The 24,698-nt window shown below is 58.3% G+C and carries 28 protein-coding genes; 13 read left to right on the top strand and 15 right to left on the bottom strand.

The annotated features are described in order from the left end of the window. Positions 1-27: 27 nt before the first annotated feature. Both DXY31_RS15900 and DXY31_RS15895 read right to left on the bottom strand, forming a co-directional pair. The gene (locus DXY31_RS15900; protein ID WP_114994663.1) at positions 28-255 is read right to left on the bottom strand and encodes a hypothetical protein; all 228 of its coding nucleotides are present in this window, start codon (positions 253-255) and stop codon (positions 28-30) included. Between the two features lie 70 nt (positions 256-325). Then, the gene (locus tag DXY31_RS15895) at positions 326-541 is read right to left on the bottom strand and encodes a DUF4278 domain-containing protein (protein WP_114994662.1); all 216 of its coding nucleotides are present in this window, start codon (positions 539-541) and stop codon (positions 326-328) included. 295 nt (positions 542-836) lie between these two features. Here DXY31_RS15895 and queF point away from each other — a divergent pair, with 295 nt between their 5' ends. Further along, positions 837-1,247, top strand: a complete 411-nt coding sequence (gene queF / locus DXY31_RS15890) for a preQ(1) synthase (protein ID WP_114994661.1) — start codon at positions 837-839, stop codon at positions 1,245-1,247. On the opposite strand, the gene DXY31_RS15885 is transcribed toward queF, so the two are convergent. The 7 genes from DXY31_RS15885 to DXY31_RS15855 all read right to left on the bottom strand — a co-directional run bounded on the left by DXY31_RS15885 (position 1,219) and on the right by DXY31_RS15855 (position 9,188). Further along, a complete protein-coding gene (locus DXY31_RS15885) occupies positions 1,219-2,511 on the bottom strand; it encodes a cytochrome c biogenesis protein ResB (protein ID WP_114994660.1) in 1,293 nt (430 codons plus the stop codon). The two genes, queF and DXY31_RS15885, sit on opposite strands and share 29 nt — an antisense overlap. Positions 2,512-2,513: 2 nt before the next feature. Further along, complete coding sequence (locus DXY31_RS15880) at positions 2,514-3,182, bottom strand: cytochrome c biogenesis CcdA family protein (protein WP_114994659.1); 669 nt, start codon at positions 3,180-3,182, stop codon at positions 2,514-2,516. Positions 3,183-3,267: 85 nt separating this feature from the next. Beyond that, positions 3,268-4,518, bottom strand: coding sequence for an FtsW/RodA/SpoVE family cell cycle protein (locus DXY31_RS15875; RefSeq protein WP_244279884.1), 1,251 nt, complete (start codon positions 4,516-4,518; stop codon positions 3,268-3,270). A gap of 128 nt (positions 4,519-4,646) precedes the next feature. Next, on the bottom strand, positions 4,647-4,847 hold the full coding sequence (locus DXY31_RS15870; RefSeq protein WP_114994657.1) for a phycobilisome linker polypeptide: 201 nt from the start codon (positions 4,845-4,847) through the stop codon (positions 4,647-4,649). A 5-nt stretch (positions 4,848-4,852) separates the two neighbouring features. Then, entirely contained in the window at positions 4,853-5,341 is a 489-nt protein-coding gene (gene apcB, locus DXY31_RS15865) for an allophycocyanin subunit beta (protein ID WP_066910982.1), read from the bottom strand. Between the two features lie 39 nt (positions 5,342-5,380). Then, positions 5,381-5,866, bottom strand: coding sequence for an allophycocyanin (locus DXY31_RS15860; protein WP_067095786.1), 486 nt, complete (start codon positions 5,864-5,866; stop codon positions 5,381-5,383). A gap of 412 nt (positions 5,867-6,278) precedes the next feature. Continuing rightward, a complete protein-coding gene (locus DXY31_RS15855; RefSeq protein WP_114994761.1) occupies positions 6,279-9,188 on the bottom strand; it encodes a phycobilisome rod-core linker polypeptide in 2,910 nt (969 codons plus the stop codon). A 159-nt stretch (positions 9,189-9,347) separates the two neighbouring features. On the opposite strand from DXY31_RS15855, the gene DXY31_RS15850 reads away from it, so the two are divergent. From DXY31_RS15850 to DXY31_RS15805, 10 genes are all read left to right on the top strand, one after another. Then, positions 9,348-10,550, top strand: coding sequence for a bifunctional 2-polyprenyl-6-hydroxyphenol methylase/3-demethylubiquinol 3-O-methyltransferase UbiG (locus DXY31_RS15850; protein ID WP_114994656.1), 1,203 nt, complete (start codon positions 9,348-9,350; stop codon positions 10,548-10,550). A 104-nt stretch (positions 10,551-10,654) separates the two neighbouring features. Beyond that, positions 10,655-10,990, top strand: a complete 336-nt coding sequence (locus DXY31_RS15845) for a hypothetical protein (RefSeq protein ID WP_114994760.1) — start codon at positions 10,655-10,657, stop codon at positions 10,988-10,990. Between the two features lie 25 nt (positions 10,991-11,015). Next, positions 11,016-11,741 carry a F0F1 ATP synthase subunit A gene (atpB, locus tag DXY31_RS15840; RefSeq protein WP_114994655.1) on the top strand — a complete coding sequence of 242 codons (726 nt, stop codon included), beginning with the start codon at positions 11,016-11,018 and terminating at the stop codon, positions 11,739-11,741. Between the two features lie 171 nt (positions 11,742-11,912). After that, a complete protein-coding gene (atpE, locus tag DXY31_RS15835) occupies positions 11,913-12,161 on the top strand; it encodes an ATP synthase F0 subunit C (protein WP_007098848.1) in 249 nt (82 codons plus the stop codon). Positions 12,162-12,250: 89 nt separating this feature from the next. Then, a complete protein-coding gene (locus tag DXY31_RS15830; protein WP_114994654.1) occupies positions 12,251-12,718 on the top strand; it encodes a F0F1 ATP synthase subunit B' in 468 nt (155 codons plus the stop codon). Beyond that, positions 12,715-13,236, top strand: coding sequence for a F0F1 ATP synthase subunit B (locus tag DXY31_RS15825; protein WP_114994653.1), 522 nt, complete (start codon positions 12,715-12,717; stop codon positions 13,234-13,236). The genes DXY31_RS15830 and DXY31_RS15825 overlap by 4 nt, the downstream gene beginning before the upstream one ends. Further along, positions 13,236-13,784: an ATP synthase F1 subunit delta gene (atpH, locus tag DXY31_RS15820; protein ID WP_114994652.1), complete on the top strand. Its 549-nt coding sequence runs from the start codon at positions 13,236-13,238 to the stop codon at positions 13,782-13,784. The genes DXY31_RS15825 and atpH overlap by 1 nt, the downstream gene beginning before the upstream one ends. Positions 13,785-13,844: 60 nt before the next feature. Further along, the gene (gene atpA / locus DXY31_RS15815) at positions 13,845-15,365 is read left to right on the top strand and encodes a F0F1 ATP synthase subunit alpha (RefSeq protein WP_114994651.1); all 1,521 of its coding nucleotides are present in this window, start codon (positions 13,845-13,847) and stop codon (positions 15,363-15,365) included. An 11-nt stretch (positions 15,366-15,376) separates the two neighbouring features. Beyond that, positions 15,377-16,327 carry a F0F1 ATP synthase subunit gamma gene (locus DXY31_RS15810; RefSeq protein ID WP_114994650.1) on the top strand — a complete coding sequence of 317 codons (951 nt, stop codon included), beginning with the start codon at positions 15,377-15,379 and terminating at the stop codon, positions 16,325-16,327. Between the two features lie 151 nt (positions 16,328-16,478). Continuing rightward, positions 16,479-16,814 carry a 2Fe-2S iron-sulfur cluster-binding protein gene (locus tag DXY31_RS15805; protein WP_114994649.1) on the top strand — a complete coding sequence of 112 codons (336 nt, stop codon included), beginning with the start codon at positions 16,479-16,481 and terminating at the stop codon, positions 16,812-16,814. A gap of 41 nt (positions 16,815-16,855) precedes the next feature. Here the strand turns inward: DXY31_RS15805 and DXY31_RS17200 are convergent, their stop codons facing one another. Beyond that, on the bottom strand, positions 16,856-17,269 hold the full coding sequence (locus tag DXY31_RS17200) for a hypothetical protein (RefSeq protein ID WP_170953743.1): 414 nt from the start codon (positions 17,267-17,269) through the stop codon (positions 16,856-16,858). Positions 17,270-17,325: 56 nt separating this feature from the next. Here DXY31_RS17200 and DXY31_RS15790 point away from each other — a divergent pair, with 56 nt between their 5' ends. Both DXY31_RS15790 and DXY31_RS15785 read left to right on the top strand, forming a co-directional pair. Then, on the top strand, positions 17,326-18,396 hold the full coding sequence (locus tag DXY31_RS15790; protein ID WP_244279873.1) for a DUF3326 domain-containing protein: 1,071 nt from the start codon (positions 17,326-17,328) through the stop codon (positions 18,394-18,396). Next, a complete protein-coding gene (locus DXY31_RS15785; RefSeq protein WP_114994647.1) occupies positions 18,396-18,827 on the top strand; it encodes a YchJ family protein in 432 nt (143 codons plus the stop codon). Before DXY31_RS15790 ends, DXY31_RS15785 begins: the two co-directional genes overlap by 1 nt. A 4-nt stretch (positions 18,828-18,831) precedes the next feature. On the opposite strand, the gene ald is transcribed toward DXY31_RS15785, so the two are convergent. From ald to DXY31_RS15760, 5 genes are read right to left on the bottom strand one after another with little or no spacing between them, the layout of a single operon-like run. Continuing rightward, a complete protein-coding gene (ald, locus tag DXY31_RS15780; protein ID WP_114994646.1) occupies positions 18,832-19,971 on the bottom strand; it encodes an alanine dehydrogenase in 1,140 nt (379 codons plus the stop codon). A 29-nt stretch (positions 19,972-20,000) separates the two neighbouring features. Continuing rightward, positions 20,001-21,734, bottom strand: a complete 1,734-nt coding sequence (locus tag DXY31_RS15775; RefSeq protein WP_114994757.1) for an NAD+ synthase — start codon at positions 21,732-21,734, stop codon at positions 20,001-20,003. A gap of 6 nt (positions 21,735-21,740) precedes the next feature. Beyond that, positions 21,741-22,331: a nicotinate-nucleotide adenylyltransferase gene (locus DXY31_RS15770; RefSeq protein WP_114994645.1), complete on the bottom strand. Its 591-nt coding sequence runs from the start codon at positions 22,329-22,331 to the stop codon at positions 21,741-21,743. Positions 22,332-22,333: 2 nt separating this feature from the next. Next, positions 22,334-23,644: a GTP-binding protein gene (locus DXY31_RS15765; RefSeq protein WP_114994644.1), complete on the bottom strand. Its 1,311-nt coding sequence runs from the start codon at positions 23,642-23,644 to the stop codon at positions 22,334-22,336. Continuing rightward, positions 23,641-24,654: a CNNM domain-containing protein gene (locus DXY31_RS15760; protein ID WP_114994643.1), complete on the bottom strand. Its 1,014-nt coding sequence runs from the start codon at positions 24,652-24,654 to the stop codon at positions 23,641-23,643. Before DXY31_RS15760 ends, DXY31_RS15765 begins: the two co-directional genes overlap by 4 nt. Between the last annotated feature and the right edge of the window lie 44 nt (positions 24,655-24,698).

Below are 24,698 nucleotides of genomic sequence, written 5' to 3'. Positions count from 1 at the left end.
GTGTCCGGCTTTGGGAAAGCTAAAAGCTCAGGCGTGTTGTGTAGGGGACAGGGAAGGAAGAGGATTCAAGCTCAGGCCGGCTTCGGAGGCGTCAAGCATCAGTGTTTCCGCGTCCGACCGACTCACGATCACTTGACCTTCGGCGAGGAGCTCCCAGTGCTCGGATTCGAAATGCGTCTGAAGCCAGAGGATTCCATGAACGCTGGCGGGCACCAACCGGAAGGAAGGGCCTTCGGCGAGCAAGCGGAGATCCATGAAAGGGCTTCACACAACAACCCCATTACGACTCGCCGATCTTTTCGGGGATGTACGCATTGATACCGAATCAGGAGTTGACCGGCTTTCTGGCCTGTTGCCGGCGGTGCTGATAGGTGCTGCCGCGGTAATGGAGTTTCACCGTTGAGTCGTTCGCTGCGCAGTGGCTCAGAGGGGCGTCATAGTGCTGTCCTCGATAGGTGTGGTCAACCCTGGCCGGGCTCAGGCGCTCGTGCTGTGCTGGGTCGTAGGGGATGCCGCGATAGGTGCGTTGTGCTGTGGTCATGGGTGTGGCCTCGAAGAGGATGGTGAGTGCTCCGATCGTTGATGGGACCGCTTCGTGGAAAGGAGCGTTGCTTCGCCACGCAGGTAGCTACTTCCGGCTGAAAAGGTCTGTTAAGTGCAGGCCCGAGTCCAACGGTTTGTCCTTCGGTGCATTACTACTGTAAAAAAGTTGTTCATAGTGAACATTTTTTGGTGAATCAAGGGCCGAGGCCGTTGTTTTTCAAGTCTTGTACTGAGCTCACGGCAGTTGTATGGGGTTTTAAGGTCTTCACAAAGCGTTGTCTCGCGTCTCGACCATGAGTGCATCTCCCGCAGAGGTCACCCGCACTCCCCTCTACGGGGAGCGGGCCATTGCCGATGCCGAGCTGATCTGTTTCGACAACCCTCGCCAGAGCCGCGCTTATGAGGTCTCGATTGAGCTACCGGAATTCACCTGCCTCTGTCCTTTTTCCGGTTACCCCGATTTCGCTGTGCTGCGACTTCTTTATCAACCAGGTCCTCGGGTCGTTGAGCTGAAGTCCATCAAGCTCTACGTGAACAGTTTCAGGAATCGCACCATCTCCCATGAGGAGGTTGCCAATTGCATTCTGGATGACCTGGTTGAGGCCTGCAATCCCGTTTGGATGCAGTTGGAGGCTGATTTCTATCCCCGTGGAAACGTGCACACCGTGGTGCGTGTCAGCCATGGAGAGCGCCAACCCTGTTGATCAGCTGGGGAAGTTCTGTGGCAAAGCCCGCAAGGTTTCGGTTGCAAAGCCCTCCGATGTGCAACTTTGCTTGTTGTGTTTCAGCAACAGCCCAGATCTGACGCGTGGCAACCATGCTTAATCCACCCCCCAGCAGGGTGATCGCAAAGCCTGCGTAAACCAGCGGCACCCCGGGGTCACGCTTCAGCAGCAATCCGCTGGCTGGCATGATCTCGACGATTTTCAGCGGCAGACCTTTCACCTCAGCACCGTCTCCACCGGGCCTGAGATTCGTGATCAAACTTCCCTCTGAATCAAAGACCTGTACCGGTCCCTGTTCACTGCCAGTGCTGAGGAACACCGGTTCACTGCCGTCAGGACGTGTGGGAAGCACGAGTCCCCAGATCTGGTCGCCTAGCTCTGGAAAGTTGCTCAGCGGCAGCTGAAGCATGGGGCTGCGGCCGATCTGCACGGTGATCGTCGCCAGCGACCAGTCCGCCTGATAGACAGTGATTCCCTGGTAGCGCAACGGATGATTGACGCTGATTGTGCGTTCCTCCTTCGGGTTTCCCTGAGGGCTGAGTAGCAAGGTGGAACTGAACTGTTCCGGTCGTCCGGCGGGATCCCTCTCAATGATGAAATCCTGCAAAGTAAGGCTGAGCCTGTTCTCGCCGGCCGGACTCAGCAGATCAAGTGAGCGTCCAGGGGCGAGAAATCGCTCCAGTCGCTGGCCGGCCAGTGCTCCCCAGGCTGCTCCAATCAGGAGTAGTACCAGACCTGTATGAACGAGCAAAGGTCCCACGCGACCCACAACCCCCCGTCGGGCGGCGAGTCGACCGTTTTGCTGTCTGACGTTCCAGCCCTGCCCTTTGAGCTCCGAGGCCAGATCATTCAGTGCGGCGCTGCTGTTGTTGCAGGCGACGGTCTCCGCCAAGGCCAGTTTGCTGAGTTGGCGTGGGCGGGAGTAATCGGTCCAGCGCAGTGCCGCTTTCAGCGTCGGCCACTGACGTCGCCAGCTGCACAAGGTCAGTGCCAGCCCGAGCAGGGCCAACAGCGAGAGAAACCAGATGCTTGAGTAAACATGGTTGAGCTGCACCTGCAGCATCAGCTTTCCGTTGATCAATCCCAACCATGGGTCGGCATTGAAGCGTTCCAGGTAGAGATCAGGAGCTTCCTGCTGGGGGATGATCGTGCCAACAGCACTGGCCAGAGCAATCAGCAGCAGCAGCAGAATGGCCAGGCGCAAGCTCGAGAGCAGTGCCAGCAGTCGTTTGAACACACGCATGCTCAGACCAGCCTCGTCAGCAGGGTGAGCGTGCCAATCGTGAGCAGAACCACACCGCTAATGCTGGGGATCCAGCGGCTGATCGAGCGCATCGCCATCAGCTTGGGAAGAGACGCCGCCATGCTTCCGGCAATCAGCAATGGCAGCACCTGGCCAATTCCGAAGCTGCTGAGATAAACCAGCCCTGTAATGGCATTGCCACTGCTAGCAATCCAGGCGAGCAGAACTGCCAAAACAGGTGTGGTGCAGGGAGAAGCCGCAAGGCCAAACGCCAAACCAGCCGCAATTGGAGCAAGCGGTGCAGGCACCTTGCGACTCCATGCATTGGGATCCGGGCCTGTCGGTAGTGGGAGTCGCACAACTCCAAGCAGGTTGAGCCCCATTACTACGGCCAGTAAAGCCACCAGGGTGGGAATCAATCCCGGTACCTGGCCGTAAATGCCCCCCAGCAATCCGCTTAGGCTGCCCAACATCACCAGAGCTCCAACGATGCCTCCGCAGAAGGCAAGGCTTCGTTGCCAAGCGGGTTGATCGCTTTCAAATCCGGCGAGGTAGGCCAGCGTCACCGGCAGCAGCGACAGTGAGCATGGTCCAAGGCTGGTCAGGGCTCCCACGACCAGCACGGCCCCAAGACTGAGCGGACCAGGCTGCTGAAGAGCATGGTTCAGCAGGTCTTCACCACTTCGGGCCAGATCGGACAGTGCCAGGTCGAGGAAGGCGATGGTGAAGCCGGTTTAGAAAAACTCGGAGTTCAGCCTATCGATCAGGATGTGGACGGCGTCGATCAGACGCCAGTCGTTGGGCTTGGCCGCGCCCACCGATCAACCCTGTGGATTCGAGAGAGCAGCGGATCAGAAGTCCCACGATCATCAGACTGGAAAGCAGTGAGTTGCCTCCATAGCTCACCAGCGGCAGTGGCAGTCCGGTCGTCGGCATTGCTCCAGATGCCACGGCCACGTTCATTACCGATTGGCCCACGAGGAGTGCCGCGCAACCAATGGCAACAAGCCTGGCCTGATTGCTTCGGCAGCGGAGGGCAACGCGCAGCCCCAGGTAGCCGATCAACATCAGGAAGAGCAGTAGTAACAAGGACCCCACGAGTCCAAATTCTTCGGCGTAGACCGCGAAGATGAAGTCGGTGCTCTGAATCGGCAAATATTGCAGTTTCTGGGTGGAAAGCCCGAATCCCTGTCCGAAAACACCGCCCGAGCCGATCGCCAGCAGGCTTTGAATGAGTTGATATCCATCACCCTGCGGATCTTTCCAGGGATTCAGAAAGGAAATCACGCGCAGACGCTGGTATTCGTTGATCAGGATGCTGCCGGTGCCCAGCAGTGCTCCTCCGATCGCTGTGCCGAACAGCTGAAACAGCGGCAGTCCTGCTGAAAAGGCCATCAGCCAGATCAGCAGGCCTGTTAACGCAGCGGTGCTCAGGTTGGGCTGCTTGAGAATCAGCAGCACTAGAACTCCGAAGCTGCCCAGCCACAGAAACTTTTGATCCAGACCGGTCCGTTTCCAATGCGCGAAGAGGTTCGCAGCCTGAAGCACCACAAACGGCTTCACGAGTTCGGAAGGCTGAATCTGAATCGGTCCAATCACAAGCCAACGGCTCGCTCCATTCACAGTGGTTCCCATCACCAGGGTCGCTGCGATCAATAGGCAGCCAATCCAGAGTGCGGGCCCCGCCAGTTTCAGCCAGCGCCGCAGATTGATCGATGCGGTGAATGACATCAGGCTCCAGCTGGCTGCCATCCACACCAGTTGCCTTTTGACGTAATAAGCACCCTCACCTTGTTCACGGGCAGCGACCCACCAGCTGGCTGACGCGAGCACCAGCAGGCCTGCCAGGCTCCAGATGGCTGTGAGTGTGAGCAGCAGACGGGCTTCCGCAGGCCACAGAGACCAGTCGAGCGGCAGATAACGCTCCCAGAGAGGCTTGGATTCAGCAGCAGCCTTCTGCCGTTCCCGCAGGATGCCCTGACGTGAGGATCGACTCCTTTTGGAGATCACGGTGGGGCTGCTCAAAACGATCGGAGGTGTTGCATGTATTGAGCCGTTCTTGAGACGGTTTGCCAAGGGAGCCCAACAAAAAAACCCGACCAGAGGCCGGGTTTGAAGACACCTTTGAATCCGAATCAGTTGCCGACGTTGACCTGTTGACTGCCGGTGCAGAGCTCCACCTTGATAATGCGCCCACCTTGTTTCTGGATGCGCTGTTGCTCAGCGAACCAGCTGTCGTAGGGAACCCACTTGGTGAAGAAGGTGTTCTGTAATTCGCGCTGCGTCCGAACCTTCTCAGGGCTGGGGATGCAAGCGGTGACTTTGAACAACCTCATGGGGCTCAGTTGCCGAGACCGGAACAGATGTAGTCGAAGTACACACCCATTTCCTTGCCTGCGTCGGGACCGACCAGGGAGGCTGTAACTTCCTTCATCGCCTGAATGGCCTGCACCGTTGCTCCGATGGGCACTCCTAGGGAGTTGTAGGTCTCTTTGAGGCCATTCAGGACACGCTCATCGAGAATGGAGGTGTCGCCTGCGAGCATGGCGTAGGTGGAATACCGCAGGTAGTAATCCAGGTCACGGATGCAGGCTGCGTAGCGGCGGGTGGTGTACATGTTGCCGCCAGGACGGGTGATGTCCGAGTACAGGAGCGCCTTGGCCACAGCGTCTCGGATGATGGCGGAAGCATTCGCACTGATGGTTGCGGCAGCCTTCACGCGCAACTCACCGCTGGCGAAGTAGCTCTCGAGGTTGCTCATGGATGCCGTGTCCAGGTAGAGACCTTGGACGTCGGACTTGTTGATGACGTTGGTAATCGCGTCTTGCATGGACTCAGGAGTGACGTGAAGGGGCGTTGGTTCCGGTGATCAGGCGAGAGCGCCCACCACGTAGTCGAAGTAGAAGCCGGCTTCTTCGGCATCAGCACCACTAAGGATGCCCATTGCCACGGTCTTCATCTCACGAACGGCTTCTGCCATGGCCTCGAGGGGAGTGCCGAGGGATCGATAGAGCTCACGGGCTCCAATGACGCCGATCTCCTCGATCGGGGTGACGTCACCAGCGACGACGCCGTAGGTCACGAGACGGAGGTAGTAATCCATATCCCGCAGGCATGTTGCGGTCATGGCTTCTCCATAGGCATTACCGCCCGGGGAAATGACATCAGGACGCTTCTGAAAGAGCTGTCCGCCTGCAGTCTTGACGATGCGCTCACGGCTCTCGCTGAGAACCTGAGCGACTCGCAGGCGACGTTGGCCTCCGCTAACGAACGCCTTGATCTGGTCCAGTTCTCCTGGACTCAGATAGCGGGCTTCGGCGTCCGCGTTGATGATCGAGTTGGAGACGATGCTCATGCAGTTCTACCTCGAAGCAAGCAGCCGCCCGTAGGAGGCCGATATCCGGTGAGTGGTGTGGTGATCTCGATTGAGATCGTGAAGCAGCTTAAGGGCCGCTGTGCCTCGGATCACTGAGATCCGAGTCGGAAGGCCTTCAGATGTTGTATCTGTTGATCTTCCGTTGTGGAATTCGTACCCCTCGCGAGGCCAGGAGCACATAAACCTCCTTAATTCTCAGGCAGGGTTCTGGAGAGTATGTGTCCTGGTAACAGATCTTCATTGCCAGTGTGGCCCGCTCTGTTTGAACTTCTTGCTGTTTATTTAAGTTCTTTTTTATAAACAGCCAGCACAAACTAGGAGGGCTCAGTCAATCCCGTATTGGCGTTAATTGATGTTCTTTGACAATAAAACTCTCTTTTGAACGGAATGTTCAGAGAGCTTCATCGGGTCGCGGGGTCAGACCAGCGTTGCCGCCGTACAGGCTTGCTGTTCGAGTGATGGTCGACTGGGGCACCCCACTGCGTGAGCTCAGCGTGCTGAGCCCCGGAACATCCGAAGGTTCAGAGCCAGTTTCGGTGCGGAGTTCCAGCAGATTGAGTACGGCCGTCGGTTGACCAGAAGCTGCTCTGACCTGCAAGAAGCGGCTGGTCTCCGAGGGAGTTGAGGCTCTGCCGAGAAGAGCGATGCTCGCTGCGGTGGCAGCTCGAAGCGGTGCCATCCGTGAGAGTCGATCCTGGAAAGGCTCGCTTAGCGCAACCGATTCGACGAAGCCTTCGAGATCAATCTGCCCATCTCTAAGCAGTGACTCCGCCGTGGTGAGGCGTTCCGTCTCGAGTGGGACGCGGTTGAGCAGTTGTCGGTAGGTCGCATCAAGGATCTCCCGCAGTTCGGATTCGTTAGAGACGCGTGCCAAAGAGGCCTGGGTGGGAAGCCCCTCGCGTCGCTTGTAACCACTGGCATCACCGAGAGGAAGTGCCGCCTGGAGCCCAGCTTGCCCTCGCTTGGACTGGGATGTTCTGGACCACTGGTTGAGTGATGCTGGGGAACCGGAGGTGCGCCGAAGCATGAAAGCGCCCAGCTGTTCCGGGGGCGTGAACCCGCTGATGTCGGCTGTCCACTTTCCGCCGAAGCGGCTGCGTTGACTCTGATCAGCGATATTTCTCTTGGTGACGTCACCGGTCGTGCGCAAGGCTTCGCGACGGATTGCTTCTGGCCGTGGAGTCATCGACACGTTGACGCTGGCCCCAATCGAGGGATCCAAGGCCCTACGTAATCCAGGAGCCCGACGAGTGGTCAGGTCCTTCGGTGTAATGAAGCGTTCATAAGGGACTGTGTCTTCACCAAAGCAGTCTTGGTAGTCCTTGCTGTCGATCAGTGCATCGACCAAACCGTAAAAACCTTGGCGAGCTGCTGTATCGAACAGAGCATCGATCTCCCAGCGACCAAAGGTGGGCCTGCCAAGCAGGCGTCGGTGCATCACTTCGATGGACTTGGCGATGTAGAGGCCTTCCCAGTACCGACGGCGAAAGGCATCAGAGCGAGCCACACTGCGAATGAAGTCGCGGAGGCTGATGTCTCCGTTTTCGAGACGGGCTTCATGTGAGTTGAGGCGTTCTCCTTCGTAGCCGGAATTGCCGAGTATCTGGATGTACACGGCCTTGATCACGGCCTGGGTGGAGGATTCGGTGTTGCGAACGCTGGGCTGACCGCCGCGGCGTGGAACCGCCGCGCCGCCTGTGGAGATCTGCTGGAGTCGAATCACTCGCGGTCCCACCTTGCGCGGACGACTGCCTCGGAACTGGGGGCTGTCCATTTGTCCCGGTTGTGCCATGCCGTTACTCACCAGCAGGCGGCGGGTGTCATAGCTGAATGGTGCGGGCCGCGTCGTCACCGAAGCGGTGTCCGAAGGGAAGATCGCTCCGAACTGATTGCCGACCGGATCATTGCCGCCGCCGTAAACGTGCTGATCAGCAAGAGGTTGCCGGTAGGAGGCATAGAGCGTTACGTATTGAGGTGCTGCCTCGAACGGTGCGCTGAAGCGGAATAAACGACGGTTTGACCCCCAGCCAGCACTCTCTTGTGCCTCTTCACCCAGGTCGCGAAGGTAAGGAACAGTCTCCTCACCGAAAGTCTGCGCATATTCGCTCCCATTCACGATCACATCAATCAGACCGTTCAGGCCTTGCTCGCTGACGATCGAAAAGGCTTTGCGGAATTCCTCGAGTGAGCTGACGCCGCGTCCAAGAAAATGGCGGTATGCGAGTTCCACAACCCGACTGTTCACGAAGGGTCCGTAGAACTGATTCCGGTATTCCTTGCTTCGGCCCAGGGCGCGGATGAATTCCCGCATGGAAATCTTGCCCTGCACCAGTTGGCTGGCTTCTGAACGACAGGGGGTCTGGGAATAGCCCTTGGCGATGTCGCGCTCAAAGACCTGTCTGTAGGCGGCTCGAATGATCTCAGCCTTCTCCGCTCCGGACAGGCCAGGTCGCATTTCGAAACGCTGTGCTGATTCCGATGCCAGGGCGTAAATCGCTGGGAGCTGGAGCCCTTGGCTGACGCGGCTGCCGAGCTTCTGTCTCGTGGAAGGTGTAGCAATCGCGAGCTCCTTTAGGAGCACGTTGAAGCAATCGATGGTCAGCCGGCGAGCCTCTGGGCGTTCGCGGAGCAGCTCCGCACAGGCCCCTCTCATCTCCTGAAGGGCCACGTTGGTGGCGGTCAGAGAACAGTTCTTGAGAAGGATGTCGCGCAGTCCGCGCGTGTTTACGGCAAGGATGCTGGGGTCACCGGCTACCAATGCATAGCCCACGTAGCGAAGAAACCAGCCCAGGTCGCGCACCGATTTGCGCATGAATGCTGGGCCGTACTTGGCCACGCTGATGGCGGTGAAGCCGGTGGGCAGGACGACTCTTACATCGGCGTCTCCGCCGGCGACATCAAACAGCCGCGTGAAGAAGTTGCCTCGCTTGGTGATGCCGCTGTCGCCCGTGAAGGTGCGGACGGATTGTTCGAAAGCGGCTTGGTCAGACGCTAGTGGTGCTTCATCGGCCACCCGAGCCACCTCGCCTGTGCTGAGAGGCGCCTCGAGGAACGAAAGGGGAGTTCCACCAACAAAAATCCTGTTCGCCGCGCGGGCAACGATTGATTCGGCGTTGCTGGCAATGATCTTTGAGGCTTCCAGACGGTCATTGCCGCTGCGGAAGAACGTGATCAGCGTGTCGAGTTCGCCCCCGTCAGGGAAACGGTCCTGTTGTTCCGCCTGACGAACGCTGGAGAGCGGCAGGGTGTCGAACAGCTGGGGGGAAACCCTTGGGCTGCCGCTGCTGGCGGTCACGGTCATGAACGGGAGCAAGCCGGATTCGGCCACGTTACGGCTCGTCCTTAGGGCTCTTGATCTGGCATGAACAAATGTTTGCAGGGCTTGCTCCTTCAGGCCTGTTTTCGATGCCCACCCTGAAATGCTTCAAACCGAATAATGAGATCGGAAATCGACGCGCCGATGAACCCCAAGCCTTCGGATGCCGCAACCCCTGTGGTGAGTGCCTTTTATGACCGGTTCCCCTATCCCGGGGATCCTCTTCAGGACGGACCGCCTCCTGGCTACAACTGGCGCTGGTGCCATGAAAGCGTTCTGGCAGCGGTGCATGGTGCAGTGCCATCGCATGCTGATATCAAGCCTTCTCTGCGAATTCTCGATGCGGGTTGTGGGACAGGTGTTAGCACCGATTACCTCTGCCACCTCAATCCAGGAGCGCAGATCCTGGCAGTCGATATCAGTGCGGGAGCTCTTGAAGTAGCCCGTGAACGACTGAAGAGATCAGGTGCAGGCGATCAGGTGGATGCTTTGCGCCAGGAACAGCGCAGTCTTCTCGATCTGGAGGGCGAGGGACCCTTCGACTACATCAATTCTGTGGGCGTTCTGCATCACTTGCGCGAGCCGCTTGAGGGTCTGAAGGCCTTGAGTTCGCTTTTGTCGGACACAGGATTGATCCATTTGTTCCTCTACGCCGATGGGGGGCGTTGGGAGATTCATCGAACCCAGAGCGCGCTGTTCCGATTGGGTGCTGGCAGCGGTGCTGAAGGTCTGCGTCTTGGCCGTGAACTTTTTCAGGTTCTGCCTGAGGGCAATCGTCTGCGTCAGAACCATGAGCAGCGCTGGTTGATCGATACCGCAGCCGATTCGAATTTCGCAGATATGTATCTCCATCCGCAGGAAACCAGCTACGACCTAAGTCGCTTGTTCAGCTTGATCGATGCAGCCGGACTGCATTTCGCTGGCTTTTCGAATTCCTCGGTGTGGGATCTCAATCGTTTGCTCTCAGGTGAATTGCTGGAGCGTGCAGCAATGCTTCCTGAGCGCGAACAATGGCTGCTCGTTGAAGACCTCGATCCCGAGATCAGTCATTTCGAGTTTTTTGTGGCGAAACAACCCGTTCACTCCAACACCTGGGAGGACGATTCAGCCTTGCTCCAGGCAATTGGTCGACGACAGTCGTGTTTATGGGGATGGCCTTCCTCCAGCCTTCTGGGTCCGGATCTGGAGCCCATCACTCTTTCAGAATCCGAGCTGGCACTATTGGAAGCTATTGAGCACCAGCCAGAAACTCGTTTGGGTGACCTGAACCTTGGGCCTGAGACCGTCTCAGTTGCAAGAGGTCTCCTGTCGCGCCGACTGCTGCTGCTGGAAGCTTGCAGAACCTGATCCTGAGAAAACGCGTGATAGATTCCGCGCGCTTCCTCAGGCAATGTTTGCTGGCTAACGACCCCACCGAATCACCCGCGGCATCCGTTGCGATCGATTCTGGAATGGCCGACTACGTCAGACTTCAACAACGCTTGATGCTGGCCACTCTGGCGGTTTCACTAGTCGCGGTTCTCATCGCACTAGTTGGTTTCGACGCCATAGTTGCCAGCAGCCTGTTGGTGGGTTCTTGCGCTGGTGTTCTCTACCTGCGCCTCCTCGCCCGCAGCGTGGCTCGGCTCGGCGGAGGTTCCCGTCAAGTGGGTCGCTTTCAGTTGGTTGTGCCTGTGCTGCTCGTCGTTGCAGCGGCCAAGCTCCCCCAGCTTGAGATCCTTCCTGCTTTCATCGGCTTCCTTCTCTATAAACCCGCCTTGATTCTTCAGACCGTCATTGACGGCTGAGCTAGCGCATCCCCTTCTGCATTCAATGGCTTTGCTGCCTTTCACACTGCCTTTCGCCGAACTGGAGGTTGGAAACCATCTGTATTGGCAGATCGGCAACCTCAATCTGCATGGCCAGGTTTTTCTGAGTTCCTGGATCCTGATCGGCGCACTCCTTGCTGTCGTTCTCGTTGGTACGCGCAAGTTGGATCGCGACCCCAGAGGCGTGCAGAACCTGCTCGAATTTCTCTGGGATTATCTGCGTGATCTCGCCCGTGACCAGATCGGAGAAAAGTACTATCGAGAGTGGCTGCCTTTCATTGGAACCCTGTTCCTATTCATTTTTGTGAGCAACTGGGGTGGCGCTTTAATCCCTTGGAAAGTTTTTGAACTTCCTGACGGCGAATTGGGTGCTCCCACTGCAGACATCAACACCACGGTTGCGATGGCTCTGCTGGTGTCTCTCGCTTATTTTTATGCCGGCCTAAGCAAAAAAGGTTTGAGGTTTTTTGAGCTCTATGTAGAGCCAACTCCGATCATGCTTCCTTTCAAGATCATCGAGGAGTTTACAAAACCTCTTTCATTGTCGTTCCGACTTTTCGGAAACATTCTGGCAGATGAACTTGCGGTTGGAGTTCTTGTTTATTTAGTTCCTTTAATCGTTCCTCTTCCGGTGATGCTGCTTGGACTTTTTACCAGTGCAATTCAGGCTCTGATCTTTGCAACACTGGCTGCCTTCTACATCGGCGAAGGTTTGCATGAACACCACTAGTTGACAAACGCTCGCCGATTAGGCGATCTGCTAAACACTTCTGCGCGTAGGTCCGACGCTCATGACTCGGGCCCGCTCTCTTTCAACAGAGAGTGTCCCAGCGCAGGGGGAACCAATCCCCACTTCATTTGCTCAGCGCTAAGGCGCATCCCCCCCCCCAACGCTCTCAACATGGATTCCATTACTTCCGCAGCTTCCGTCGTTGCTGCTGGCCTGGCTGTTGGCCTGGCGGCTATCGGCCCTGGTATCGGTCAGGGCAGCGCTTCCCAAGGTGCTGTTGAAGGTATTGCCCGTCAGCCTGAAGCTGAAGGCAAGATCCGCGGCACCCTGCTGCTTTCTCTTGCATTTATGGAGTCGCTGACGATCTACGGCCTGGTTGTGGCTCTGGTGCTTCTGTTCGCCAACCCCTTTGCCGGTTGATCAATCTTCAGGGAGCTCCCTCGTGTGATGGCAGCTCCCTGGTGTGATACCTCTTCTCATCATTAGCTTTTCCTCAGCGCTCCTTTTTCATGACCTGGCTTCTGCTTGCTGAAGCAGCGGTGCCGGAGGGAGGTCTTTTTGACCTCGATGCCACCTTGCCTCTAATGGCTGTTCAGGTGGTTCTCCTGACCTTCCTGCTCAATTCCCTCTTCTTCCGGCCAGTTGGCAAGGTCGTGGAAGATCGTGAGGGTTACATCACCACAAGTCTTGCCGATTCCAAGCAGAAGCTTGAGCAGGTCCAGCGTCTTGAGGCTGAACTGACTGAACAACTGCGGGGTGCTCGCCAGGCCGCTCAGGCCGCGATTCTCGAAGCTGAACAGGAGGTGGACAATCTGTATCGCGAAGCCATCGCGACAACCGAAGCCGATGCCAATCGCACGAGGGAAAAAGCCCGCCGTGAGATTGAGACGCAGCGAGAGCAGGCTCAGTCGCAGCTCATGAGCAAAGTCGATGAGTTCAGCACAAAGATCATTCAACGTCTGCTGGCCGTTTCATGATGTCTCTTGTCACCTTGTTTGCAGCAGAGGGTGGTTTTGCGATCAACCTCAATCCTCTTGATACAAACCTGATCAATCTGGTCATTGTCATTGGGTTGCTCGTCTATTTCCTCAAGGGATTGCTTGGCGGCATTCTTGAGCGTCGTCGTGAATCGATTCTCAAGGAATTGAACGATGCGGAAACCCGACTCAAAACTGCCACCACAGAGCTGAGTAAGGCCCAGGCCGATCTCGGTTCTGCCAAAGAAAAAGCTGAGAAGATTCGTGCCGATGGCAAAGCCAGGGCACATGCCATTCGTGTCGACGGTGAGCAGCGCACCATCGAGGCGATGGCAGCCCTGAAGCAAGATGCTCTTGCTGATCTGAATGCCGAAGGTGCACGTCTGACCGAGCAGCTACGGCGCGAAGCTGCCCTTGCCGCCATCGACAAGGTGATGGCTGATCTGCCCGGACGTCTCGATGCTTCGGCCCAAGCCCGTCTCATCGACGCCTCCATCAACAATCTGGAGGACGCCTGATGCCCCTTCTCAATACCCTGGCCACCCCTTACGCCGAAGCGTTGTTGCAGGTGACCAATGCTCGTAACGAGTCAGAGGATGTGGCAGCCCAGTGCAAGGAGCTCATTGCTCTCTGGGACAGCAGTGAGTCACTGCGAGATGCCATGACCTCTCCAGTTCTTGAGCCAACAGCCAAGAAGAAAGCCCTCGAGCAGCTTCTGAGCGAGCAAATTCAGCCTTCATTGCTGAATCTGCTCAAGGTCCTGGCCGATCGTTACCGCCTTACCGCTTTTGATGCCGTCCTGGGTCGGTATCTCGAGCTCTACCGCGAATCCCGCAAGATTTCGCTAGCGCATGTCCGCTCGGCTCAGGCCCTGACTGACACTCAGAAGGCGTCACTGACCGCCAAGGTTGAGTCCATGGTAGGCAGCGGGTCCGTTGAGATTGATCTCACCATCGATCCGAGCCTGATTGGCGGCTTTGTTATCAATGTGGGCTCTCAGGTCATCGACGCTAGTCTTTCCGGCCAAGTAAGGCGACTCGGTCTCTCGCTTGCTAAGGCAGGCTGATCGTTTTTTTCTTCACCCTTCAGATTTTTCTTTTATTCCCCGTCAAAGGGTTTACTAGCCATGGTTTCCATCCGTCCCGACGAGATCAGCGCGATTCTCAAGCAGCAGATCGAGGACTACGACAAGTCTGTTTCTGTCAGCAACGTTGGTTCTGTCCTGCAGGTGGGTGATGGCATCGCCCGCGTCTACGGCCTTCAAGAGGTGATGGCCGGCGAACTCGTTGAATTTGAAGATGGCACTGAAGGCATTGCTCTCAACCTTGAAGACGACAATGTTGGCGCCGTGCTGATGGGCGAAGGCCTAGGTATTCAGGAAGGCAGCACCGTCCGTGCAACCGGCAAGATCGCGTCGGTTCCCGTAGGTGACGCTCTGCTCGGTCGAGTCGTGAATTCTTTGGGAGTTCCCCTCGACGGCAAGGGTGATCTAGCAACAACTGAGACCCGATTGATTGAGTCTCCCGCTCCGGGGATTATTCAGCGCAAATCGGTGCATGAGCCCATGCAGACCGGAATCACTGCGATCGACGCAATGATTCCCATTGGTCGTGGCCAGCGTGAGTTGATCATTGGTGACCGTCAGACAGGTAAGTCTGCTATCGCCATCGACACGATCCTGAATCAGGCCGATCAGGACGTCGTTTGTGTGTATGTGGCTATTGGTCAGAAAGCGGCAAACGTTGCCCAAGTGACGGAGGTTCTGCGCGAGCGCGGCGCACTGGATTACACCGTGATCGTTGCTGCAAATGCCTCAGACCCCGCCGCTCTGCAGTACCTCGCTCCTTACACGGGTGCTTCCATCGCTGAAGCCTTCATGTACAAGGGCAAGGCCACCCTGGTTATCTACGACGACCTCTCTAAGCAAGCCCAGGCTTACCGCCAGATGTCCCTGCTGCTCCGTCGTCCGCCCGGACGTGAGGCCTACCCTGGCGATGTGTTCTATTGCCACAGCCGTTTGCTCGAGCGGGCTGCCAAGTTGTCTGATGCCATGGGCAAGGGTTCCATGACGGCTTTACCGATTATTGAGACACAGGCAGGTGATGTTTCCGCCTACATCCCTACCAACGTGATTTCGATCACCGACGGTCAGGTCTTCCTTAGTTCCGATCTGTTCAACTCCGGTCTGCGTCCTGCTATCAACGTGGGTATTTCAGTGAGCCGGGTTGGTGGTGCTGCCCAGACCAAGGCCATTAAGAAAATTGCTGGCACCCTCAAACTGGAGCTCGCTCAGTTCGATGAACTGGCTGCGTTCTCACAGTTCGCTTCCGATCTTGATGCGGCAACACAGAAGCAGCTCGGACGCGGGAAGCGTCTGCGTGAGCTTCTCAAGCAGCCTCAGTTCAGTCCGCTGATCCTTGCTGAGCAGGTCGCCATTGTTTACGCAGGGGTCAAGGGGCTTATTGATGATGTCCCCGAAGATCAGGTGGTCCAGTTCTCCAGGGAGCTCCGCGAGTACCTGAAAAGCAACAAGCCTGAGTTCATTAAAAAGGTTCAGGAGGAGAAGGTGCTCAGCCCTGAGGCCGAAACCATGCTCAAGGAGGCCATTGCCGAAGTCACCTCCACCATGTTGGCTTCCGCCAACTGAGGCCCTGAGACATGGCAAATCTGAAAGAGATCCGAGATCGGATCAAATCTGTCAAGAACACCCGCAAGATCACTGAGGCCATGCGCCTCGTGGCAGCGGCCAAGGTTCGACGTGCTCAGGAGCAGGTCTTGCGAAGTCGTCCCTTCGCGGATCGTCTCGCTCGGCTGCTTGAAAACCTCCAGGCACGCATGCGTTTCGAGGATGCCGATGCTCCCCTGCTCGAGCAGCGCAATGTAGAGACCATCACCCTTGTGGCTGTCACCGGTGACCGTGGTCTCTGTGGCGGTTACAACGCCAACATCATCAAACGCACCGAGATGCGTTTTGCTGAGCTTCAGGGCAAGGGATACAAAGTTGATCTGGTTCTGATCGGTCGCAAAGCCATCAGCTATTTCACGAATCGGAGCTACCCGATCCAGGCCACCTTCACTGGTCTTGAGCAGGTTCCGACAGCCGACGAAGCAGGATCCATCGCCAATGAAGTGTTCGCGGAGTTTCTATCCGAGAGCACCGATCGTGTTGAGATCATCTACACCAAGTTCATCAACCTGGTGAGCTGCAACCCTGTCGTTCAGACTTTGCTTCCCCTTGATCCTCAAGGTATCGCTGAGGCTGACGACGAGATCTTCCGTCTTACGACAAAAGACGGAGAGCTGCGGGTTGAATCTGGTGCAGGGCCGGCCAATGCTCAGCCTCAGCTGCCTTCAGACATTGTGTTTGAGCAGAGCCCTGACCAATTGCTCAATGCCCTTCTGCCCCTTTACCTTCAGAATCAGCTGCTGAGATCTCTTCAGGAGGCTGCGGCTTCTGAGCTGGCAAGTCGAATGATGGCGATGAACAATGCCAGCGACAACGCCAAGGCGCTCGCCAAGACGCTCACCCTTGATTACAACAAGGCTCGTCAGGCGGCCATTACTCAGGAAATTCTTGAGGTTGTGGGTGGCGCTGCTGCAATGGCCTAATTTGCTTACCCACTGATTGCAAACCTGTTTGCGTTTGTCAGCCGGCCATAGGGCCGGCTTTTTTTGACCAGTGCGGCTTCAGTGAGGTTGGGGTGGATTTCAACGGCTTCTACGCTGAGAAGATGCCATCGACGGGAGCGTTCCAGGACAGATGAGCGACACCACTCCAGTTGTTTATGCCATCACCATTGAGCTTGATGGCCAGCAACATCATTTTCAGTGCCAGGACAATCAGACCGTTTTGTCTGCTGCGGAAGAGGCCGGAGTGCCATTGCCCAGCTCCTGCTGCGCTGGAGTTTGCACCACCTGCGCTGCACGCATCCAAGAGGGTGAGGTGCACCAGCCTGACGCGATGGGTGTCAAGGAGGATCTACGCAAAAAGGGCTTCGCTCTTCTCTGTGTTTCCTTCCCACGTTCTGACCTCATTGCAGCTGCAGGTCAGGAGGATGCGCTCTATCAGGCTCAGTTCGGTCAGTACCAGAGCTGATTCTTCAAGAGGGTTCTGTTCGTCTCTCAGCAGGGATGTTTTCAAGCCTCGGCGTTCAGCAGTTCCATGAAGCTGTTGTAATCCATGCCGCGCAGCTCTTTGCCGCTGTTGAGTAGTGATCCCAGTACATCGCCGCTGCTGGAATGCATCTTCTCGAGTGCCTTTCCCACATCTGTTTCGAGGAAAGAGTGTGTGTCGGTGTTGCTGGCTTGCTCGAATGCATCGGCAAACTTCAGCACTGAGGCCTGAAACTTGCGTAGTGGATCGATTGCGAGAATTTCAGCGATGGCACCTGATTTGTTTTTGGTCTTTGCCTTTTGGTCATGAAGCTCAGTTTCAGGAGGTTGTCGCTGATCAGTCCCGAGTTGTGCACTATCGGCGATCTTCGCTCCTGGGTTCTCGAGCAGCTTCAAAGGGAGGGTGAGCCATTGCGCTGGGCGATCACCTCTATCCAACGCTCCTCTGAAACATCCCAGGTTGCGCTTGAGGTCGAAGCCGTGCTGATTAACCCATGACGGTCTTCGCTGCGCCGTTGCCCACGCTGATGGTCGTGCCGACGGGCATCGGTTGTGAAATCGGTGGGTTTGCTGGCGATGCTTTGCCGAGTGCCCGCCTATTGGCGGCAGCCAGCGGTTGCCTGATCACCCATCCGAATGTGATCAATGGAGCTTCGTTGTACTGGCGTGATCCACGCATTCACTATGTGGAGGGTTACGGCCTCGATCGTTTTGCCTCAGCTGCCTGGGGACTGCGCCCGAGGCGCAGTCAGCGCATCGGCCTGTTGCTGGATGCCGGCATCGAATCGGACCTGCTACTGCGACATCGTCAGGTTGCGGAGGGCTGTAGGGCCAGTCTTGGCCTTGATATCAACGCGGTGGTCCGCACTGATGAGCCTCTGGGTGTGCATCTGGCTGCCGGCGACAGCGGCACAAGCTGGGGGACTTTGGATCGACCCGATGCGCTTCTGAGAGCGGCAGAGCGCCTCAAGGCGGCAGGTTCCACCGCCATTGCAGTGGTGGCTCGATTCCCCGATGATCTGGACACTGAGACGTTGGCGGCCTATCGCTACGGCACGGGTGTCGATGCCCTCGCCGGCGCTGAAGCGGTGATCAGTCATCTGCTGGTTCGGCATCTGCAGATTCCCTGCGCTCACGCGCCAGCGTTGGAGGCGTTGCCTCTCGACGTTGACCTTGATCCCCGTGCTGCAGGCGAGGAACTCGGCTACACCTTTCTTGCCTGTGTGCTGGTGGGTCTGAGCAGGGCTCCGGACCTGCTGGATCTCTCCTCTGGCTGTTCGATCGCGCCCGAGGATCTCGTCGCCAACCAGCTGGGTGCCGTTGTGGTGCCGGATGGTGCGCTTGGAGGGGAGGCTGTTCTTGCCAGCCTGGAACGGGGCGTTCCTGTGATCGCGGTGAACAATCCAGGCGTGCTGTCGGTCAGTGCAGAAGCTCTGGGTTGTGGGAATCAGATCCTGAAAGCCAGCTCCTACGCAGAAGCCGCGGGCCTGGTAACCGCCATGCGCGAGGGCATCGCCACGGCGTCTCTCGTTCGACCTCTGCCTGCCATGCAGGAGCTGAATTGATGGCATTGGGCTTTGCACATTCTGGAGACCGTCCCTGTCCATGTGGAAGCGGAGATCCACTACTTCAGTGCTGTGGACCGCTTCACCGAGGCAGGCTGAAGGCGGAGACCGCCGAACAATTGATGCGATCCCGCTATTCCGCTTACGCGCTCTCGGAGGTGGATTATCTGATCGCCACCCACCCTGATGCTGCCAGTGCAGTCGCTGAGCGACGGCGAGAATTGCGGGCTAGTTGCCGCCAGACCCGATGGCATGGCCTCAAAGTGCTGGCCTCTGAGGCTGGTCGTTCGGATGATCTTGAGGGAACCGTGCGTTTCGAGGCCGTGTTCAGCGCCGGTGGGCAACGCCACGTATTGAAGGAACACTCGCTGTTCCGCAGGCGTGATGGCGAAGCGTCAGGCCCATGGCTTTACATCGGTCCGCTGGATTGACCTGTCAGCGCAGGCAGGCCATCGGGTGCCGCGGTGGTACTCCAAGAGCTTTCGCGACTCCTGGATGACAGACCGCACCCTTCACGGTGTTCAGCCCTGAAAGCAGCTCCGGACGTTCGGTCACGGCCTCTTCCAGGCCGCGTCCAGCGATCCCGAGGATGTAGGGCAAGGTCACGCTCACCAGGGCTTCGGTGGAGGTGAAGGGCACGGCGCCGGGCATATTCCCAACGGCATAGTGCTGTACGCCATGGATGCACACCGTTGGATCGGTGTGCGTTGTCTCCCGGCTTGTGGCGATGCAGCCCCCCTGGTCAACAGCGACGTCGACGATCGCTGATCCCGGCATCATTTGCTTGACCATCTCCTCATCCACCAATGTCGGTGCGCGCCCACCAGGTGTCAGGACGGCGCCGATCAGCAGATCCGCTGTTGGAACCAATCGCTCCAGCAGTCCGCGACTGCTCACCATGCTGATCAGTCGTCCACGCCGGTCTGCTTCAAGGCTGCGCAACCGCTCGGGGGAGCGATCGAGGAGCAGCACCTCGGCATCCATCGCCGCAGCGAGTCGTGCCGCATTCCATCCCACCGTGCCGGCTCCCAGCACCACAACGCGGGCTGGACGCACGCCGGTGCATCCTCCAATCAAGACGCCACGTCCGCCATTGGGGCGTTCCAGAAGCCTGGCTCCGACCTGCGCTGCAAGTCGTCCTGCGATTTCGCTCATCGGTGCCAGCAGCGGCAGGCTTCCGTTCTCCAATTGCACCGTTTCGTAAGCCACCCCTGTGGTGCCGGCATCCAGAAGGGCTTCTCCCACCTGGCTGTAAGCCGCCAGATGCAGGTAGGTGAATAGCACCATGTCGTCGCGCAGAAGACTGAATTCCTCTGGCTGCGGCTCCTTCACTTTCACCACCAAGTGGGCAGCCCATGCCTCCTCTCGGTTCACAATCCTGGCTCCTGCCGCTGCGAAGGCGTCGTCACTGATTCCTGCGCCGGCCCCGGCTCCGTTCTGGATCCGCACCTCAAGGCCCTGGGTCACCAGTTCGCGGACCGCATCCGGGGTGAGTGCCACACGCTGCTCATCCGCCTTGATCTCAGTAGGGACCCCGATGCTGGCCATCGGAGCCGTCAGAACGGAATGGGCCATGGAGGACGGAGTCGTGTCTTCAATGTGGCTCAGATGGCGGCGATCGGCAGCCGCCAGCCACTGCCGAAGGCCTGGGCACTCACCTTCAGCAACGGCGCTGCCTGTCTGCGCTTGAACTCAGCCCTCCTGAACAGGCTCTCGATCCGTTGCACCTCTTCAGGATCGTGGCCAGCAGCTATCAACTGCTGTCCGCTGAGGCGGTGTTCGATCATGTCGATCAGCAGGCGGTCAAGCCGGTCGTAGTCGGGGAGTGAGTCAGTGTCCATCTGATCTGGACGCAGTTCGGCACTGGGAGGTTTCTCGAGAATTGCGCTGCCGATCAGAGCTCCCTCGGCAGGGAGTGCCAGTTGCTGGCGGCACAGGCTTGCCCTGCTGCTGTCGATCCATTGGCACAACGCAAACACGGTTGATTTGTACAGATCACCGATTACGGCAAGGCCGCCGTTCATATCGCCGTACAGAGTGCAGTAGCCCACTGCGAGCTCAGATTTGTTCCCGGTGGTGAGTAGTAGCTGTCCCTGCTGATTGGCCATGGCCATCAGCAGAGTGCCACGGATGCGCGACTGCAGATTTTCGGCTGTCACTCCTGAGGGAACGCTCTCCAGGGCTGGGGTCAATGTCGCCTGGAAACCGTCCATCAGGGTTTCGATCGGAACGATGGTGTGGGCGATTCCCAGCCGATCAGCAAGGTTGAGGGCATCTGCGAGTGAAGCGTCCGAACTCCATGGAGATGGCATCAGCAGGGTTTGCACCTGATCGGATCCGAGGGCCGCGGCGGCGATCACCGCCACCAGCGCTGAGTCGATGCCCCCACTCAGGCCGAGCAGGACTTTCTGGAAGCCGCATTTGCCGGCATAGTCCTTCACCCCGGTCACCAGAGTGCGGAAAAGCGCTTCCATCTCCTGCTGTTCAGACTGGGTTTGCTGCGTTGTGGCTGATTCAATGCTTGCCGATGGGGCCCTGTCTGCGGCATTCCAGATCTGTATCGCTTCACGGCAGTCCGGAAGCTGCAAAAGCGGCGTCTCGCAGTTGCTGCCCATCACGAAGCTCGCACCGTCGAACACCAGTTCGTCATTGCCTCCCACCTGATTGACGTAAACCACTGGACAGCCAAGGCGCTGCGCCGCACGAGCGGCCAACTGGCGCCGCAGGGCAGCCTTCCGGCGGCCAAAGGGTGAGGCTGAGCAGTTGATCAGTGCATCGATTCGCGCGGGGATCAGATCGGCCACAGGGTCTGGTCCCACCAGGCGACGGCCATGCAGTTCTTGGTCGACCCACAGGTCTTCGCAGATGGTGATCCCCAGTCGCCATCTGCGGTCTCCTCTGCTAAGTGTGATCAGCCCAGCTCCATGGCTCGGCCTGAAGTAACGCGTTTCGTCAAAGACGTCGTAACTAGGCAGAAGTTGCTTGCGGGCCACCACGTGATCGCCGCCGACTTGCACGAGTGTGATGGCGTTGAACAGCTCAGGATGCAAGGCATCGTTTGCTGGATCAGCGACTCCCACCAGAAGAGCGATGTTCGACTGACGGGCGGCCAGACCACTGCGGAGCGTGTCGAGGGCCTCCCGTTGCCGTTGTAGGTGCGTGGGACTGAAGAGAAGATCCCGTGGTGGGTAACCCCAGAGCGATAGCTCGGGCGTGACCAGCAGGTCCGGTTGGCTGCCCGTGGTCTCGATCAGGCTGTCGAGGCCTTGCAGAATGCGGGTGGCATTGCCCAGCAGGTCGCCCACAACAGGATTGATCTGGGCCAGGGCAACGCGCATCGGCACTCAGGGGTTGGCGGCATTGAATCCATAAAGATTGTGCTTCAGCAACAGCGGCCAGAGGCATTCCGGCACTTGCTGTCGTTTTTGCTTTTGTTTCACCTGTGAGCTGGCAGTAGCGGGAATGCCCAGAGGCAGCACCCGCGTAGAGGCTCCCATCTGGCGAAGGGTCTCCAGAGTGCATGGCTCCAGGGGCCATCCCTCACGGGGCACGATGCCAAGATTGCATTGCTGCAACATGCGCTGAGACTCTTTCCATGCTGGGATCTGTTGAGCGAGATCGCTTCCCACGACAAAACAGAGGCGGTGGTCTGGCCAACGTTCGCTGGCCCGCTCCAGTGTGGTGACGGCAAAGGGGCTGCTCAGCTCCTGGGCCAGTTGCAGCCTGCGGCTGGCGATCGATTCAACCAGGGTTTTCAACAGGTCACATCGCTGTTCAAGATCAGCGTCATGGCGTTTCATCGGGTTGTCACTGGCCCAGGTGGCGACCCGGTCAAACCGGGTTAACAGTGCTTCCAGCAGGGCTTGATGGCCCACGGTCGGAGGATCGGCACTGGTGCCGAGCAAGGCAATCTCAGCTCTGGCTGTTGTCGCCATGGTCATGGCAACAGTGACGGCAGAGGCGGGCGCGACTGCGGCTGGGGCCATTCCTGCATCAGCTCGACGATGCCGCGATCCGACTGTGCCAGCCGCCGCATCAGAGTGGCTGGTCCTGGCTCCAGTCGGCGCCCCCGCCCGCGTTCCTCCAGCAGCCAGCGTGCCGTCATCCGACCGGTGCGTCGTGTTGTGTGCACGGCCAGTGCCGCCTGGGCCAGGGCCACTGGTGCGGCAGGGGCCAGTGTTAGGCCAGCACTGAAGGGTGCGGCCAGCAGCAACAGCTGGCGCAACGAGCCCAATGCGACCTGGAGCCCCAGCTGTACTCCTCCCAGCAGGGCGTTCTGTCCACTCAGCTGGCGGATCAATTTGCGGGCCGCCGGTCCTCCAAGAGGTAGGCCATACAAAGAACAAAGCTGACGGACAAGGGCCGCATCACAGGCGAATCCCCCTGCTAAATCCAGAAGCAGCAGTGGATTGGTGGCGACTCCGGTGGCCTTCAGAGCGGCATAGCGCCCGATCAGCCCCTGGGCTTCCCTCCGACGCCGCTGCAACCGCCCAGTCTCCAACTGCTGCTGGATTCCTGTGGCCTGTCTGAGGCTGTTAAGCAGCAGCAAGCTATGGCCATGTTGTTCCAGCAGAAGGCTGAGACCGATCGCCAGTGCTTCCACATCGGCCGGTTGCTCGCGGCTGCGGATGCGGCCATCGCTCAGTTGAACCGCCTGGCGCGGTGCTGCTGATACCGCCAGTGGAGCAGGCAGTCCTGCAGGTAATCGGCTATGGATGCTGCGCACTAGATCCGGTAGTTGATCCTCGGGCCAGCAGTCGCTGCGGTTCAGCACGGTCAGCACCGGTTTGCCCATGGTCTGCAGCGTGTCCAGGGCCTCCAGTTCCACCCGCGTGATGTCTGCGTCCAGCACGAGAAGCACCAGATCGGCATGCAGGGCCACCCTGGCCGCCAGTCGTGCTCGAGCCGGACCGTCCACCTCGTCGATGCCGGGGGTATCAACCAGCTCGATCGTCTGCAGTCCTGGAACCGCTCTTGGCCAGTTCACGGCCTTTTGCTGGCGGGTGCAGCCGTGGGCCACATCCGTGGCCATCAGCTGCTGCCCCACCAGAGCATTCACCAGACTGGACTTGCCGACGCCCACTCGACCGAACACCGAGATCCTGAGCTTGCTTTGCTGCAGGCGTTCAAGCTGGTGATCCAGAAGCTGAAGCGCACCGGCCAGAAGTCCCTGCTCCCGGCGATTCAGTTCCAGTTTTTCTCGCCAGCTCTGCAGTAGATCTCTGCAGCGATCCTCCATGGCACTCATGGCGCTGCCTCGCCTGAGGTACTTCTCCACCAGCCGGCCAGCACGGCCAGCACTGCCTCCGGTCCAATGACTCCGACAAAGCCACCGAATTCATCCACCACGACTCGCACACCGCTGTTGTCGCGGTGGAAGCCGGTCAGTAGGCGATCGGCTCGAATCATTTCGGGAACGAACTCAGCCGGTTCACTCAGATCGGCTGGTGTCAGATGTCCCTTGTTGCGCACCAGGGCGCTTAGCAGACGGTCACGGTTTGCGACGCCAAGCACTTTGTCCACCGCATCGCCAAGCACCACCCACCACTGCGCTTCGTTCTCGAGCAGTTCGACTCGCAACTTCTCGATGTTGCAGGCACCATCAAGTGTTGGGGCTGCCACTCGCGGTGTCATCAGATCACGAGCGGTGAGGTCATTGAGCTGAAACACCTTGGAGATCATGGCGGCTTCATCAGCCTCGATCTGTCCTTTCTGAGATCCGAGTTTCGCCAGTAGCCGGATTTCTTCCTCATCCGTGCTGATCTCGCTCTCTTCGGTGATCGCAGGAAGGAGTCGCTCCAGCAGCAGCACCAGCGGTCGCATGAACACGCCAAGCCAATGCAGCACCGGAGCGCTCGCTAGGGAAACCGGCAAGGCCAGGCGGCTTCCGATCGCTTTGGGCAAGATCTCCCCGAGCAGGATCACCAGAACCGTGAGGCTGACCGAGAACAGAGCCAGAGCTCCATTTCCCGCGTCCATCTTTTCTGTGAATACCCAGGAGGCGTAGCCGCCGAGCATCAGGCTTCCGAAGATGTTGAAGCCGTTATTGGTGATCGCCAGCACCGACAGGGTTCGACCCAGGCGCAGCCGCAGCTGCGCCAGCCTGCGGGCTCCTGCCACAGGTTTCGGCCGGGCTGCAAGTTCATGCACGCGCACCGGATTCACTGTCAGCAGAGCTGCTTCCACTCCGGAGCAGAGGGCGGATCCGGTCAGCACCACCACCACCAACAAGAGAAGGATCAGCAGGTCGGAGGTCATGCGCGGGCGCTTTGACTGCCATCCTGACGTTTCTCCGGTGCCCT

The sequence above is a fragment of the Synechococcus sp. UW179A genome (assembly GCF_900473965.1).
Classification (GTDB): domain Bacteria; phylum Cyanobacteriota; class Cyanobacteriia; order PCC-6307; family Cyanobiaceae; genus Synechococcus_C.
Note: the sequence above shows the minus strand (reverse complement) of the source record. Positions and strands in the feature narration are given on the sequence as shown.

Bases quoted from the DNA above. Each gene is read 5' to 3' on its own strand.
- atpA (WP_114994651.1), top strand. From the start codon at position 13,845: ATGGTTTCCATCCGTCCCGACGAGATCAGCGCGATTCTCAAGCAGCAG.
- DXY31_RS15885 (WP_114994660.1), bottom strand. From the start codon at position 2,511: ATGCGTGTGTTCAAACGACTGCTGGCACTGCTCTCGAGCTTGCGCCTG.
- DXY31_RS15805 (WP_114994649.1), top strand. From the start codon at position 16,479: ATGAGCGACACCACTCCAGTTGTTTATGCCATCACCATTGAGCTTGAT.
- DXY31_RS15830 (WP_114994654.1), top strand. From the start codon at position 12,251: ATGACCTGGCTTCTGCTTGCTGAAGCAGCGGTGCCGGAGGGAGGTCTT.
- DXY31_RS15895 (WP_114994662.1), bottom strand. From the start codon at position 541: ATGACCACAGCACAACGCACCTATCGCGGCATCCCCTACGACCCAGCA.
- DXY31_RS15855 (WP_114994761.1), bottom strand. From the start codon at position 9,188: ATGACCGTGACCGCCAGCAGCGGCAGCCCAAGGGTTTCCCCCCAGCTG.
- queF (WP_114994661.1), top strand. From the start codon at position 837: ATGAGTGCATCTCCCGCAGAGGTCACCCGCACTCCCCTCTACGGGGAG.
- DXY31_RS15845 (WP_114994760.1), top strand. From the start codon at position 10,655: ATGGCCGACTACGTCAGACTTCAACAACGCTTGATGCTGGCCACTCTG.
- atpB (WP_114994655.1), top strand. From the start codon at position 11,016: ATGGCTTTGCTGCCTTTCACACTGCCTTTCGCCGAACTGGAGGTTGGA.
- DXY31_RS15770 (WP_114994645.1), bottom strand. From the start codon at position 22,331: ATGGCGACAACAGCCAGAGCTGAGATTGCCTTGCTCGGCACCAGTGCC.
- DXY31_RS15790 (WP_244279873.1), top strand. From the start codon at position 17,326: ATGACGGTCTTCGCTGCGCCGTTGCCCACGCTGATGGTCGTGCCGACG.
- DXY31_RS15775 (WP_114994757.1), bottom strand. From the start codon at position 21,734: ATGCGCGTTGCCCTGGCCCAGATCAATCCTGTTGTGGGCGACCTGCTG.
- atpH (WP_114994652.1), top strand. From the start codon at position 13,236: ATGCCCCTTCTCAATACCCTGGCCACCCCTTACGCCGAAGCGTTGTTG.
- DXY31_RS15765 (WP_114994644.1), bottom strand. From the start codon at position 23,644: ATGAGTGCCATGGAGGATCGCTGCAGAGATCTACTGCAGAGCTGGCGA.
- DXY31_RS15785 (WP_114994647.1), top strand. From the start codon at position 18,396: ATGGCATTGGGCTTTGCACATTCTGGAGACCGTCCCTGTCCATGTGGA.
- ald (WP_114994646.1), bottom strand. From the start codon at position 19,971: ATGGCCCATTCCGTTCTGACGGCTCCGATGGCCAGCATCGGGGTCCCT.
- DXY31_RS15870 (WP_114994657.1), bottom strand. From the start codon at position 4,847: ATGAGGTTGTTCAAAGTCACCGCTTGCATCCCCAGCCCTGAGAAGGTT.
- DXY31_RS15860 (WP_067095786.1), bottom strand. From the start codon at position 5,866: ATGAGCATCGTCTCCAACTCGATCATCAACGCGGACGCCGAAGCCCGC.
- atpE (WP_007098848.1), top strand. From the start codon at position 11,913: ATGGATTCCATTACTTCCGCAGCTTCCGTCGTTGCTGCTGGCCTGGCT.
- DXY31_RS15760 (WP_114994643.1), bottom strand. From the start codon at position 24,654: ATGACCTCCGACCTGCTGATCCTTCTCTTGTTGGTGGTGGTGGTGCTG.
- DXY31_RS15850 (WP_114994656.1), top strand. From the start codon at position 9,348: ATGAACCCCAAGCCTTCGGATGCCGCAACCCCTGTGGTGAGTGCCTTT.
- DXY31_RS15825 (WP_114994653.1), top strand. From the start codon at position 12,715: ATGATGTCTCTTGTCACCTTGTTTGCAGCAGAGGGTGGTTTTGCGATC.
- DXY31_RS15900 (WP_114994663.1), bottom strand. From the start codon at position 255: ATGGATCTCCGCTTGCTCGCCGAAGGCCCTTCCTTCCGGTTGGTGCCC.
- apcB (WP_066910982.1), bottom strand. From the start codon at position 5,341: ATGCAAGACGCGATTACCAACGTCATCAACAAGTCCGACGTCCAAGGT.
- DXY31_RS15810 (WP_114994650.1), top strand. From the start codon at position 15,377: ATGGCAAATCTGAAAGAGATCCGAGATCGGATCAAATCTGTCAAGAAC.